This window comes from Buttiauxella massiliensis (assembly GCF_902500225.1).
Taxonomy (GTDB): domain Bacteria; phylum Pseudomonadota; class Gammaproteobacteria; order Enterobacterales; family Enterobacteriaceae; genus Buttiauxella; species Buttiauxella massiliensis.
This window is the reverse complement of sequence record NZ_LR722653.1, coordinates 279,308-292,661: the sequence shown is the minus strand read 5'-3', so window position 1 is coordinate 292,661 and position 13,354 is coordinate 279,308. Positions and strand designations below refer to the sequence as shown.

Below are 13,354 nucleotides of genomic sequence, written 5' to 3'. Positions count from 1 at the left end.
TTCCTCCTTCGCCTGGTGATAAATATGATCACCATTCGTGACGTTGCCCGAATCGCCGGCGTCTCCGTGGCGACCGTATCCCGTGTACTCAATAACAGCGCGCTGGTTAGCGCTGATACCCGTGAAAGTGTGATGCAGGCGGTGGCGCAATTGGGCTATCGCCCGAATGCTAACGCCCAGGCTCTGGCAACGCAGGTCAGCGATACAATTGGTGTAGTGGTGATGGATGTGTCCGATCCATTTTTTGGCGCATTGGTCAAAGCGGTGGATGTTGTGGCGCAAGAGCACAACAAATATGTGCTCATTGGCAACAGCTACCATCAGGAAGAAAAAGAGCGTCATGCCATTGAGGTATTGATTCGTCAGCGCTGTAACGCATTGATTGTTCATGCTAAAGCACTCTGTGATAAAGAGTTGGCCGAGTTCCTCGATCACATTCCTGGCATGGTGCTGGTTAACCGTATTGTGCCCGGGTACGAGCATCGATGTGTCGGACTTGATAATGTCAGTGGCGCTTTGATGGCGACCAGAATGCTGTTTAATCAAGGTCATCAGCGCATCGGATATCTGGCATCGAGCCATGCAATTGAAGACAACGCGCAGCGCCGGGAAGGATGGCTGCGTGGCATGAGTGAACAAGGGATTGTACCGCCCGAAAGCTGGGTGGGCGTGGGTTCACCCGATATGCAGGGTGGTGAAGCGGCAATGGTCGAGTTGTTAGGCCGCAATCTGCAACTCAGTGCGGTATTTGCCTATAACGACAGCATGGCAGCAGGTGCGTTAACTGCTTTGAAAGACAATGGCATTGTCGTGCCACATCATGTCTCAGTGATTGGATTTGATGATATTCCGATCGCGCGTTACACCGATCCACAACTCACAACGGTGCGTTACCCCATTGTTTCAATGGCACGCCTGGCGACCGAACTGGCGTTACAAGGGGCGGCAGGAACGCTCGATAATGGTGCAACACACTGTTTTATGCCGACTTTAGTTCGTCGCCATTCTGTTGCTCCACGGCAAATTGCGGCACCGATCACTCTCTGAAAAAAGTCTTTTATGTAACCGGTTTCAATTTGTGAGTAAATTCACAGTTAATTAACAATGCGATGACTATGATGTCAGCGTCTTATCAGCTGAAACTATATGTAACGGTGACTAATCAGTTTACTTATAGGTATTCGGCAAAAAACTACCAATAAAAGCTGTTATGGAATGTTATTGAACACGGAAGAGTTTTTTAGAACAGAAAAATTTTCGGCATTCAGTAACGTTTTTGTAACAACGCTGCCTGCCTGAATACCCCTAAGAACTACCCTGCAAAAAAACCGGAGATACCATGAATAAGAAGGTTTTGACCCTGTCCGCCGTTATGTCTTGCATGTTGTTTGGTGCAGCCGCTCATGCAGCTGATACCCGTATTGGCGTGACCATTTACAAATACGACGATAACTTTATGTCAGTGGTTCGCAAAGCGATTGAGAAAGACGCAAAAGCTTCGCCAGACGTAGAACTGCTGATGAACGACTCACAGAATGACCAGTCCAAGCAGAACGATCAGATTGACGTACTGTTGGCAAAAGGCGTGAAAGCACTGGCAATCAACCTGGTTGACCCGGCTGCTGCTGGCACCGTTATCGAAAAAGCGCGCGGCCAGAACATTCCAATCGTGTTCTACAACAAAGAACCTTCTCGCAAAGCGCTGGATAGCTACGACAAAGCTTACTACGTCGGTACTGACTCTAAAGAATCAGGCATCATTCAGGGCGACCTGATTGCAAAACACTGGGCGGCTAACCCGGCGTGGGATCTTAACAAAGATGGTCAGGTACAGTTCGTACTGCTGAAAGGCGAACCAGGTCACCCGGATGCTGAAGCGCGTACGACCTACGTTATCAAAGAGTTGAACAATAAAGGTCTGAAAACCCAACAGCTGCAGTTAGATACTGCAATGTGGGACACCGCTCAGGCGAAAGATAAGATGGACGCATGGATGTCTGGCCCGAACGCTAACAAAATCGAAGTGGTTATTGCCAACAACGATGCGATGGCAATGGGTGCAGTTGAAGCACTGAAAGCGCACAACAAATCTTCTATTCCAGTATTTGGTGTGGATGCCCTGCCAGAAGCGCTGGCACTGGTTAAATCAGGCGCAATGGCCGGTACCGTTCTGAACGATGCTAATAACCAGGCAAAAGCAACCTTCGACCTGGCTAAAAACCTGGCCGCTGGTAAGCCTGCCGCTGATGGCACTAAGTGGAAAATCGAAGACAAAATCGTTCGTATCCCTTATGTAGGTGTTGATCAGAGCAATCTGGCTGAATTTACTGGTAAATAAGTAATGTAGTTGGTTTATACCGGGCGTATTTATACGCCCGGTTCAAAACTTACGCTCAGTGACACTATTGGAACCGTAATTATGGTCGACAATATTACAAATCAGTCGTCGGAATATTTGTTGGAAATGACCAACATTAATAAATCATTCCCCGGCGTTAAGGCACTGGATAATGTTAATTTAAAAGTCCGTCCTCATTCTATTCACGCATTAATGGGTGAAAACGGGGCTGGTAAATCAACGTTATTAAAATGTCTTTTTGGGATCTACAGCAAAGATTCCGGCAGCATTCTATTTCAGGGGCAAGAAGTAAATTTTTCCAGCACTAAAGAAGCGCTGGAAAACGGTATCTCGATGGTACATCAGGAGTTAAACCTGGTATTACAACGTACTGTTATGGATAACATGTGGCTGGGGCGTTACCCAACCAAAGGTATGTTTGTCGATCAAGACAAAATGTACCGTGATACCAAACATATCTTTGATGAGCTAGATATTGATATTGACCCTAAAGCACGCGTGGGCACTTTATCGGTATCACAAATGCAGATGATCGAAATCGCTAAAGCGTTCTCTTACAATGCCAAAATTGTCATTATGGATGAGCCAACATCCTCATTGACAGAAAAGGAAGTTAACCACCTTTTCAAAATCATTCGTAAATTAAAAGAGCGTGGTTGCGGCATTGTTTATATTTCTCACAAAATGGAAGAGATCTTCCAGCTGTGTGATGAGATAACCATCTTACGTGACGGACAATGGATTGCCACCCAGCCATTAGAAGGGCTGGACATGGATAAAATCATCTCCATGATGGTAGGACGCTCTCTGAACCAACGCTTCCCGACAAAAGAGAACGTGCCGGGTGACGTGATTTTGGAAGTGCGTAATTTGACTTCGTTGCGTCAGCCTTCAATTCGTGATGTCTCCTTCGATTTACATAAAGGGGAAATCCTCGGTATTGCCGGTCTGGTCGGTGCGAAGCGTACTGATATCGTTGAAACGTTATTTGGTATCCGCGAAAAATCTGCCGGAACCATTAATCTGCACGGTAAAAAAATTAATAACCATTCGGCCAATGAAGCGATTAACCATGGCTTTGCGTTAGTCACCGAAGAGCGTCGCTCAACAGGGATTTACGCCTATCTGGATATTGGTTTTAACTCGCTGATTTCTAATATTCGCAATTATAAAAACAAAGTTGGCTTATTAGATAATTCACGCATGAAAAGTGATACCCAATGGGTAATTGACTCAATGCGTGTAAAAACACCTGGTCACCGTACTTCTATTGGTTCGCTATCTGGTGGTAACCAACAGAAAGTTATTATCGGGCGTTGGTTGTTAACGCAGCCTGAGATCTTAATGCTGGATGAGCCAACTCGTGGGATCGATGTTGGTGCTAAGTTCGAAATTTATCAGCTGATTGCTGAACTTGCTAAGAAAGGGAAAGGAATCATTATTATTTCGTCCGAAATGCCGGAGTTGTTAGGGATTACAGACCGTATTCTGGTGATGAGCAATGGTCTTGTTGCCGGAATTGTAGACACTAAAACAACCACGCAGAACGAAATCTTACGTCTTGCGTCAGTGCATCTTTGATAATTTAGGGGCTATTGAAAATGAGTGCGTTAAATAAGAAAAGTTTTCTAACTTATCTGAAAGAAGGCGGCATTTATGTCGTTTTGCTGGTGCTACTGGCGATTATTATTTTCCAGGATCCGACGTTTTTAAGTTTACTCAACTTAAGTAACATCCTGACCCAATCCTCGGTGCGTATTATTATTGCATTGGGTGTGGCGGGGCTGATTGTGACCCAGGGTACTGACCTTTCTGCTGGTCGTCAGGTGGGGCTTGCGGCGGTAATCGCGGCTACACTTCTGCAATCAATGGACAACGTCAATAAAGTTTTCCCTGAGATGCACAGCCTGCCTATCCCGGTGGTACTGCTTATCGTGTGCTCTATCGGTGCGGTCATTGGTCTGGTGAACGGAATTATCATCGCCTACCTGAACGTGACGCCGTTTATCACCACTTTGGGTACCATGATTATCGTTTACGGTATTAACTCCCTGTATTACGACTTTGTCGGAGCATCGCCGGTTTCTGGTTTTGAGTCGCATTTCTCGACATTTACCCAGGGCTTTATTGCGTTAGGAAGTTTCCGGCTATCCTACATTACGTTCTATGCGCTATTTGCTGTGATGTTCGTATGGGTGCTTTGGAACAAAACTCGCTTTGGTAAGAACATCTTCGCCATCGGTGGTAACCCGGAAGCGGCTAAAGTTTCAGGCGTTAACGTTGCACTGAACCTGATCATGATTTATGCGCTGTCAGGTGTGTTCTACGCCTTCGGTGGGATGTTAGAAGCAGGTCGTATCGGTTCTGCAACCAACAACCTCGGCTTTATGTACGAACTCGATGCAATTGCGGCGTGTGTGGTAGGCGGCGTGTCATTCAGCGGTGGCGTGGGTACGGTTGTAGGCGTAGTGACCGGTGTAATCATCTTTACGGTTATCAACTACGGTTTGACGTATATCGGCGTGAACCCTTACTGGCAGTACATTATCAAAGGCGCGATTATTATCTTCGCAGTAGCCCTGGATTCCCTGAAGTACGCTCGTAAGAAGTAATATTCTTTGTTTTACCAAGACCCGCACAGCAAGATATGTGCGGGTTTTTTTATGCCTCTATTTCTTATCTTTCTTCTGCAATTCCAGCAACTGCTCTGGCGTCACAGCCGGATAAGCTTGTGCATCTTCGGGGACTTCATGCATGGCGGGAATAGGGACTAGCGGCCCAAGGAAACGAGGCTCACGCTTGAAGATATACAAATCTGCCAGCGCCCCCAGACGTGCACCAAACTCTCTGATACGTACAGTCATCATATTTTTCGGTGAAGGAACGGCGTAACACTGCGCCTGAATCCCCATATGCAGGGCGATGAACAGTGCACGTTCGCAATGGAAACGCTGAGTGATAATAATAAAATCATTGGTATCAAACACTTTGCGAGTACGTACGATCGAGTCCAGAGTACGAAAACCTGCGTAGTCGAGCACGATATCGGCAGGGTCAACGCCACCGGCAATCAGATCTTTACGCATGGTCATCGGTTCGTTGTAACTCTGCAGGGCGTTATCTCCGCTTAAAAGCAGATAATTCACTTTGCCGCTGTTATAAGCATTTAAAGCGCCCTGAATACGGAATTGATAGTACTGATTAATCACGCCAGTGCGGTAATACTTGGCGGTTCCCAGCACCACACCGACCTGGCGGTACGGTAAATCCTGAAGTTCATCGTAAACGTAAGGCGCTGTTTTCCAGCTTATCCAGCGGTCAAGACACAGCGCAGCTACCACAGCCAAGCCGATGATGACCAACAGGCTATAAAACAAGCGCTTCAACATGGACTTGCAGCTCAATAAAGGGATGAAATTTTATTCAAGGCTACTTTACCTGGTGGTTAAGAGCAAGATTCACGGAGTTGGTTGAATTAAAATTAGCCAGAACGGGCGCATTTACGCCCGTTCTGTGAGTTTTAGCTTAGAAGTGCGCGGTCGATATTCAGGCAGCCCAAAGCTTTCAGGGTCGCGGCAGTAGCATCCCATTGCGTCAATGGCGCATCGGCTTTCTCTGCAAGGATCGCTCGTTGAATTTCATTGTAGTCATAGCCTGAGAGGCTAAGAAGATTCAATGCAGCTTGTAGCGGAGGCAGGGAAGGGTTGAATGCTGCGTTTTCAGCATAACTACCTTTGAAAATCGTTCCATCGCGCATTTCCAGTGCCACACCAGAAGGCGCGTTACTGTATGGCGCATGGCTGCGGTTTGCCGCTGCAATAGCCGCCTGACTTAATTCATCACCGTGCAGTGCAAAGCCGTGGTCCATTGCATCAAGCAGTAATGTTTTGATTTCTAAATCGCGAGGGCCAAAGGCATCAGGCAAATAATCGCCGAGGGTTGCAGGCTTACGGCCTGGAAGGTTAATGCGCAGTGCCACGCCGCTGTTCAGTTCATTCATAAACTGGCGGCAGTGCCCACAAGGCGTGTAGTTGACGGTAATGGCAGCAAGGGCTTTTTCTCCGCGCATCCACGCATGGGTAATCGCGCTTTGTTCCGCATGCACGGTTTGCTGCATGGTGGAGCCGAGAAACTCCATGTTGCCGCCAAAATAGAGATTACCGCTTACGCCACGAGCCACTGCACCAACATAGAACTGAGATAAATCAGCACGAGCACAGGCGGCTGCTAGCGGCAGCAAAGCGAATGCCAGTGCATCGTCATCTAATCCGGTCTGGGCTTTCAGTGAATCTACTTCCGTTGCACTAAACATTGCCGGGAAGTGAGAATCAGCAATCAAGGGTTGCAAAGCGGCTTGCAGAGAAGCCGGGAGCTGTGCGAGAGCAGCCTGAAAACGTGAGCGCATAAGTAGTAGCCTCATAACAAGTAATTGAACCGCAGTTTACGGTTCTGCATGGGCTTTATATGTGATCTTTATCTAATTACAAATGCAACATATGAAATAAAGAACAAAATTGCGCGATCTCTCGCAAGTTTTAACCAAACACAGCCAAAATCACCGGGAATAAGAACGGAGCAACCAGGGAAGTGATGATGCCGCAAATTACCAACGCCAGTGAGCTAAATGCACCCTCCTGGAAATCCAGCTCAGCGCAACGTGCGGTACCCAGCGCGTGGGAGGCAGCCCCCATCGATAAACCGCGAGACGCTTTGGTTTTAATACCCATCAGATTCAAAATACTATGACCGAATACCGCCCCCAGAATCCCCACGAAAATCACGCATACGGCGCTAATTGCCGGGATGCCACCGATACTGCCACCTACAGCCATTGCAATCGGTGTTGTGACAGACTTAGGTAATATTGACGCTGCTATTTGCGGTGTGGCACCCATTAATAATGCAACCGATGTACCGGTAATCATCGCCACCATGCTGCCGATAAAGCAGATGGTGATAATGGATTTCCAGCGGGCGCGAATCTGGTGTAGCTGTTCATACAGTGGGAACGCGAGGGCAACGACAGCTGGTTGCAGCAAATCGTTGAGCACTTTACTGCCGGCAAAATAGTGATCATAAGGCGTGCCGGTGAATACCAGAATAGGGATGATAACAATCATCGAAACCAGTAACGGGTTCAGCAGCGGCGATTTATAACGCATTCCGATTTGGCGGGCGAGAAAGAAAGTCACCACCGTTAAAGGTAAAGACCACCAGATATGATGCATCATTTTGTTTCGCCCTCACTTTCACCCACAACTTTACGTTCGCCGTGCACTAAATGAGAACTCCAGCTCACGATGACTAATACCACCAAGGTACTGATAAAACAGGAAACCACCACCGGGCCGAATTGCTGTTTAATCACATCGACATACTGCATAACGCCTACGCCAATCGGTACAAAGAGAAGCGCCATATAACGAATCAGCAGATGGCAGCTTGGCTTAACCCACTTGGCTGGCAGGATTTGCAGAGACAGCAAAACAAACAGAATTAACATGCCAATAATACTGCCGGGAATGGTGATTGGTAGCAGCGAAGAGATAGCAATGCCTGCATATAAGCATATGTAAATTAATATAAAAGACCGCAGGTACTGCCAAATTACGGTGAGCAAGTTACGCATGGTGATTACCCTTTAAGAAACGCATTCATCATACAATTAAAGCTTAAAATGTGCTACCGATCACATCATGAATTATGAGCATACCAAATATTCCTCAAAGGAACTTTCCAGAATGCTTTGGGCAATCTCACCATGTTTTGCAGGCATAAAAAAAGCGGCCTGCAGGCCGCTTGTTTACTCAAGCAATAGATTAGTTCAGGCGAACCGGCATACCGGAACGGCCCAGAACAGCTTGATCGACAACAGCGCTGTCAACATCAGGCTGAGCAGTAATCGCAGTCACATTGCTTTTCAGCGTGATTGGCACGATTTCAGTCGAGTTGAACTGCTCTTCAGTCGTAGACAGTGGGTTGTGTACTTCGATGTAGCGAGAACCATCAGGCTCAACAGTTGCTTTCACTGGTTCATTGATGAACTGAACACGAGTACCGACTGGCACTTTCTCGAACAGGAACTTGATGTCTTCATTACGCAGACGCACACAACCGTGGCTCACACGCAGGCCGATACCAAAGTTCGCGTTGGTACCGTGAATTGCATACAGGCGGCCAATGTACAGTGCATACAGACCCATAGGGTTGTCTGGGCCAGCTGGAACAACGGCTGGTAATGGAGTACCGGCAGCGATGTATTCAGCATGCATTTTTGCAGTCGGCGTCCAGGTTGGGCCTGCTTTCTTACGTTCTACTTTGGTCGTCCAGTTCAGTGGGGTGTCTTTACCCAACTGGCCGATACCGATTGGCAACACGATTACAGTGTTAGTACCCGCCGGGTAATAGTAGAGGCGCATTTCAGCACTGTTGATAACAATGCCTTCATGAACGGTATCCGGCAGGATGAGCTGCTGAGGAATGTTCAGGATGGTGCCTGGTTTTGGCAAATACGGGTCAACGCCTGGGTTTGCTTCCAACATGTTGGAAAGACCCATTTGGTAACGCGCTGCATATTCTTCCAGCGGTGCGGTACTACCTTCAGGAATTGTGACAACCTGGTTTTGACCAATCAGACGGCTGCCATCGGTTGGCAGAGGATAGGTCACGGCAGAAGCTGTTTTGCTAAAAGCCACAACAGCCACAAATGCCAGTAAAATTGTGCGTAGTTTCATATTCATGTTATGCAATGTATTTATGGCCATGCAGGCTAGTTAGTGAAGAAACGGAGCGATTTGAGCGCGCATTATATGTGCATTCCCTCAGCCTGGGAAATCAGATGTGGATTAAATCACACTTTTTTGCACATTGATTATTTTATCACCAGCGCACAAGCAGAGCGATCTGCACGTTGAGTTATGGCATAATGTGCCCGATCTCACATATTACAAACCTTCTTTTACCAGGACATCTCTGTGCTAGTTTCCAGTAACGTCACAATGCAGTTCGGCAGTAAGCCGTTGTTTGAAAATATTTCTGTCAAATTTGGCGGCGGCAACCGTTACGGCTTGATCGGCGCTAACGGTAGCGGCAAGTCTACCTTTATGAAGATCCTCGGTGGCGATTTAGAGCCAACGCTGGGTAACGTTTCACTTGATCCGAACGAACGCCTCGGTAAGTTGCGTCAGGATCAATTTGCCTTTGAAAAATTCACCGTTCTCGACACGGTAATCATGGGCCACGCTGAACTCTGGGAAGTAAAAGAAGAGCGCGACCGTATTTACGCGTTACCAGAGATGAGCGAAGAAGACGGCTACAAAGTTGCCGATCTGGAAGTCCTGTACGGCGAAATGGACGGTTACACCGCTGAAGCACGCGCGGGTGAACTGCTGTTAGGCGTAGGCATTCCTGTAGAACAACATTACGGCCCGATGAGCGAAGTTGCTCCAGGCTGGAAACTGCGCGTGTTGCTGGCGCAGGCTCTGTTCTCAAACCCAGAAATTCTGCTGCTTGATGAACCGACGAACAACCTGGACATCGACACCATTCGTTGGCTGGAAACCGTGCTCAACGAACGTAACAGCACCATGATCATCATTTCGCACGACCGTCACTTCCTGAACATGGTTTGTACTCACATGGCGGATCTGGACTACGGCGAACTGCGTGTTTATCCAGGCAACTACGACGAATACATGACAGCGGCAACACAAGTGCGTGAACGTCTGTTGTCTGATAACGCGAAGAAAAAAGCGCAGATTGCTGACCTGCAATCCTTCGTTAGCCGCTTTAGCGCCAACGCCTCTAAATCTCGCCAGGCGACTTCTCGTGCTCGCCAGATTGATAAAATCAAACTGGACGAAGTGAAAGCATCCAGCCGTCAGAACCCGTTCATTCGCTTCGAGCAGGACAAGAAACTGTTCCGTAATGCGCTTGAAGTTGAAGGTTTGGCTAAAGGCTTTGATAACGGCCCGCTATTCAAAGACGTTAACATGCTGCTGGAAGTGGGTGAGAAACTCGCCATTCTGGGTACCAACGGCGTGGGTAAAACCACTTTGCTTAAAACTCTGGTCTCTGAACTGACTCCAGATGCAGGTACTGTGAAGTGGTCTGAGAATGTGCAAATTGGCTATTACGCACAGGATCACGAATACGAATTCGAAAATGACCTGACGGTGTTCGACTGGATGAGCCAGTGGATGCAAGAAGGTGACGACGAGCAAGCGGTGCGCAGCATCCTTGGCCGTCTGTTGTTCAGCCAGGACGATATCAAAAAGCCTGCGAAGGTGCTGTCCGGTGGCGAAAAAGGCCGCATGTTGTTTGGTAAATTAATGATGGAACGCCCTAACGTTCTGGTCATGGATGAACCGACCAACCACCTGGATATGGAATCCATTGAATCGCTGAACATGGCGCTGGAAATGTACCCAGGCACGCTGATCTTCGTTTCCCATGACCGTGAATTTGTTAGCTCGCTGGCAACCCGCGTGATTGAGATTACGCCAGAGCGCTTGATTGACTTTACTGGTGGGTACGAAGATTACCTGCGTAGTAAAGGTATCGATAACTAAGGTTATTGATAATCAATGAAAAACCGCCTTTCGGCGGTTTTTTTATGTCTTAAATCTTCCAGAAATCCTGCTCTTTCCCGTCAACGATCAAACGGCGCTTCTCACCCGCCGGTAGCGTTAACGCCATCTCTTTCCATGCTGGGATGTAATCACCTTTGCGGGTGAACTCCACACGGATCTCGTCTGCCGTACAGCGAATTTCCCAGTTCAGCCACAGCGCGTTGCCTTGCTGATAACCCCATGACTCGCCGTCATCTTCAAACAGGCTACCGTGAGAAATACCGCTACCTTGCAGCGGATACACTTTCAGCTCGCGAACATTGTCAGCGCTCGCTAACACATGCGTAATGCGTGCAGAATGCGGCAGGGCAGCACCGGCGCGAACCAGCAGTGGCAGGCATTCAAGCGGAGCATCAACAACAATACTTTGGCCACCGCTATACCATTGGCCGGTGTAATAGTCGTACCAACCCGCGCCATTTTCAGGCAGCCAGACTTCGCGCTCTCGCTGGCCTTCTTCCACCACACTTGCCACCAGCAAATCGCGGCCCAGCATAAAGTCGTCACACTCTTCGAAGGTTTTCGTGTCGTGTTCGTGGTCGAGGAACGTCGGGCGCAGCATCGGCTCGTCGTCCGCATGTGCTTGCCACAGCAGGGTGTAGAAGTACGGCAACAGGCGATAGCGTGTTTCGATAGCACTGCGAATTGCCGGAGTTACCGATGGATACATCCACGGTTCGTTGACGGTGCTATCGTCATTCCACGAGTGAATAGTGAAACGCGGATGCATCACGCCGTTTTGAACCCAGCGTACAAACAGTTCGGCTTCTGGTTTGTCGCCGGAGAAACCGCCGACATCGTGCCCCACGTTGTACAACCCGGACAGGCTCATGCCCACGCCCATACGGGTGTTGTAGCGCAGCGTATTCCAGTTGGTGCGGTTATCGCCGCTCCAGGTTTGCACGTAACGTTGCATCCCCGCGCAACCGGAACGTGAGATCAAGTATGGGCGTTTTTCGGGAGCAAACTTCTGCTGTGCTTCCAAAGAGGCGCGCATCATCAGCAGTGGCATCACGGGGCGGATATTTTTGATAGCAATCTCTTCGCCAAAACCGTGGCAGCGCGCTTCGCCATCCCACACTTCGTATTCATTATTATCGTTCCAGGTAGAATCGATACCCATTTCCAGCAACTGCGTGGTGACACCGTTCTGCCACCATTTCACCGTTGCCGGATTGGTGAAGTCGAGATGTGAACCTTCATCGTCCCAGAAGATTGAACGTTCCGGGCTATCTTTTTCGGAGTCTTTAATAAACAGACCTTGCTCCACCACTTCCTGGTAGCGAGGGTGATCCTGCAACAGGCACGGCTTAATATTTGCAGCAAGTTTAATGCCTGCGTCGTGGAACGACTGGCTCATCACTTTCGGCTGCGGGACCTTGTCGTAGTTCCAGTTGAACACGTAACGTTTGTTATTGATTGAGGTATAACCCGATGACAACTGGAATGAATCGCATGGAATCGCATGTTCGTCACACAGTTTGATAAAGCTCATCAGCTGGTTTTGCGCATCGGGCGCATCGGTGTAGTGCATCGTTGAACCGCTGTACCCGAGACTCCATTTCGGGCCAAACAGCGTTTTACCCGTCAGGCGCACAAACGCTTTGGTGACATCCAGCACTTGCGGGCCGAGGAAGATGTAGTAATCCACATCACCAGATTCAGCCTGCCAGCGGCGATAGGGCAGATGATAGTTGTCGATTTCATTGCCCAAATCCAGCCAGCAACTGCTCAGGTTGTCGTAAAACATCCCGAAGCTCACATCCGGGCGGCGTGTGATGGTAAACGGAATGTGTTTGTAGAGCGGGTCAGTGGATTCTGCGTTATAGCCCATTGCGTCCAGGTTGCGCATTTCATAACGCTTACCGGTACGTTGAAGTGGACCCGCTTTTTCACCTAAACCGTAATACTGCTCTTCTTTATAGCGTCGCTGATAGTGCGCCACGCCATCGCCATGTGCGTTAAGTAAATAAGCGCTCGTTGGGCGGTCGCTTGCCAGGAATTGCCACTGGGCTGCTTCGTTCAGATATTCCCATTCAAGCCACAGCGGCTGGTGAACAGTCACACGCAGTTTATCGGTGCTGATGCGAAGCGTATCGCCGAGTTCTTCCATGGTGAAACCCGGCAATGCAAAACCTTCCAGACTTTCGCGGTTACGCCCTTCCCAAGGCACATCATTTTCTGGCGCGATACTCCACGTACGGTTCAGCGCCAGCTTGTTTTCGCGTTTAATCAGCACGCGGAACATGCCTTGTTCCAGCACAAAAAGGTTCAGGCGGTGCTTCCCATCCACGCTCAGTTCCACGTGGTTGGCATCAGACTTCAATAGTGTCCAGGTCTTCAAAATTTTCATTATTCACAATCC

General features: G+C 48.6%; 11 protein-coding genes. 5 read left to right on the top strand and 6 right to left on the bottom strand.

From position 1 onward, the window contains the following. The first annotated feature begins 24 nt into the window (after positions 1-24). The 4 genes from galS (at position 25) to mglC (ending at position 4,971) form a co-directional block, all read left to right on the top strand. Positions 25-1,047 carry an HTH-type transcriptional regulator GalS gene (gene galS / locus GC128_RS11920; protein WP_064512461.1) on the top strand — a complete coding sequence of 341 codons (1,023 nt, stop codon included), beginning with the start codon at positions 25-27 and terminating at the stop codon, positions 1,045-1,047. 292 nt (positions 1,048-1,339) lie between these two features. Beyond that, positions 1,340-2,338 carry a galactose/glucose ABC transporter substrate-binding protein MglB gene (mglB, locus tag GC128_RS11915; RefSeq protein ID WP_151994481.1) on the top strand — a complete coding sequence of 333 codons (999 nt, stop codon included), beginning with the start codon at positions 1,340-1,342 and terminating at the stop codon, positions 2,336-2,338. A gap of 81 nt (positions 2,339-2,419) precedes the next feature. Beyond that, positions 2,420-3,940, top strand: coding sequence for a galactose/methyl galactoside ABC transporter ATP-binding protein MglA (mglA, locus tag GC128_RS11910; RefSeq protein WP_151994480.1), 1,521 nt, complete (start codon positions 2,420-2,422; stop codon positions 3,938-3,940). A gap of 20 nt (positions 3,941-3,960) precedes the next feature. Beyond that, complete coding sequence (gene mglC, locus GC128_RS11905; protein WP_064512455.1) at positions 3,961-4,971, top strand: galactose/methyl galactoside ABC transporter permease MglC; 1,011 nt, start codon at positions 3,961-3,963, stop codon at positions 4,969-4,971. A 57-nt stretch (positions 4,972-5,028) separates the two neighbouring features. Here mglC and sanA read toward each other — a convergent pair whose 3' ends face one another. The 5 genes from sanA to ldtB all read right to left on the bottom strand — a co-directional run bounded on the left by sanA (position 5,029) and on the right by ldtB (position 9,099). Then, a complete protein-coding gene (gene sanA / locus GC128_RS11900) occupies positions 5,029-5,748 on the bottom strand; it encodes an outer membrane permeability protein SanA (RefSeq protein WP_134185249.1) in 720 nt (239 codons plus the stop codon). Between the two features lie 131 nt (positions 5,749-5,879). Beyond that, positions 5,880-6,764, bottom strand: coding sequence for a cytidine deaminase (gene cdd, locus GC128_RS11895; protein ID WP_034458639.1), 885 nt, complete (start codon positions 6,762-6,764; stop codon positions 5,880-5,882). 130 nt (positions 6,765-6,894) lie between these two features. Continuing rightward, a complete protein-coding gene (locus GC128_RS11890; protein WP_151994479.1) occupies positions 6,895-7,590 on the bottom strand; it encodes a CidB/LrgB family autolysis modulator in 696 nt (231 codons plus the stop codon). Then, positions 7,587-7,988 carry a CidA/LrgA family protein gene (locus tag GC128_RS11885; RefSeq protein ID WP_064512448.1) on the bottom strand — a complete coding sequence of 134 codons (402 nt, stop codon included), beginning with the start codon at positions 7,986-7,988 and terminating at the stop codon, positions 7,587-7,589. The genes GC128_RS11890 and GC128_RS11885 overlap by 4 nt, the downstream gene beginning before the upstream one ends. A gap of 190 nt (positions 7,989-8,178) precedes the next feature. Continuing rightward, complete coding sequence (gene ldtB, locus GC128_RS11880; protein WP_064512447.1) at positions 8,179-9,099, bottom strand: L,D-transpeptidase; 921 nt, start codon at positions 9,097-9,099, stop codon at positions 8,179-8,181. Between the two features lie 234 nt (positions 9,100-9,333). Between ldtB and GC128_RS11875 the strand changes: the two genes are divergently transcribed. Next, positions 9,334-10,929 carry an ABC-F family ATPase gene (locus GC128_RS11875; protein WP_151994478.1) on the top strand — a complete coding sequence of 532 codons (1,596 nt, stop codon included), beginning with the start codon at positions 9,334-9,336 and terminating at the stop codon, positions 10,927-10,929. Between the two features lie 49 nt (positions 10,930-10,978). On the opposite strand, the gene GC128_RS11870 is transcribed toward GC128_RS11875, so the two are convergent. Beyond that, on the bottom strand, positions 10,979-13,342 hold the full coding sequence (locus GC128_RS11870) for a glycoside hydrolase family 31 protein (protein ID WP_151994477.1): 2,364 nt from the start codon (positions 13,340-13,342) through the stop codon (positions 10,979-10,981). Positions 13,343-13,354 lie beyond the last annotated feature (12 nt).

What these genes read in the sequence shown, in the direction of transcription:
- mglB (WP_151994481.1), top strand. Translation starts at nt 1,340, where the DNA reads ATGAATAAGAAGGTTTTGACCCTGTCCGCCGTTATGTCTTGCATGTTG.
- GC128_RS11870 (WP_151994477.1), bottom strand. Translation starts at nt 13,342, where the DNA reads ATGAAAATTTTGAAGACCTGGACACTATTGAAGTCTGATGCCAACCAC.
- cdd (WP_034458639.1), bottom strand. Translation starts at nt 6,764, where the DNA reads ATGCGCTCACGTTTTCAGGCTGCTCTCGCACAGCTCCCGGCTTCTCTG.
- GC128_RS11885 (WP_064512448.1), bottom strand. Translation starts at nt 7,988, where the DNA reads ATGCGTAACTTGCTCACCGTAATTTGGCAGTACCTGCGGTCTTTTATA.
- GC128_RS11890 (WP_151994479.1), bottom strand. Translation starts at nt 7,590, where the DNA reads ATGATGCATCATATCTGGTGGTCTTTACCTTTAACGGTGGTGACTTTC.
- ldtB (WP_064512447.1), bottom strand. Translation starts at nt 9,099, where the DNA reads ATGAATATGAAACTACGCACAATTTTACTGGCATTTGTGGCTGTTGTG.
- sanA (WP_134185249.1), bottom strand. Translation starts at nt 5,748, where the DNA reads ATGTTGAAGCGCTTGTTTTATAGCCTGTTGGTCATCATCGGCTTGGCT.
- mglC (WP_064512455.1), top strand. Translation starts at nt 3,961, where the DNA reads ATGAGTGCGTTAAATAAGAAAAGTTTTCTAACTTATCTGAAAGAAGGC.
- galS (WP_064512461.1), top strand. Translation starts at nt 25, where the DNA reads ATGATCACCATTCGTGACGTTGCCCGAATCGCCGGCGTCTCCGTGGCG.
- mglA (WP_151994480.1), top strand. Translation starts at nt 2,420, where the DNA reads ATGGTCGACAATATTACAAATCAGTCGTCGGAATATTTGTTGGAAATG.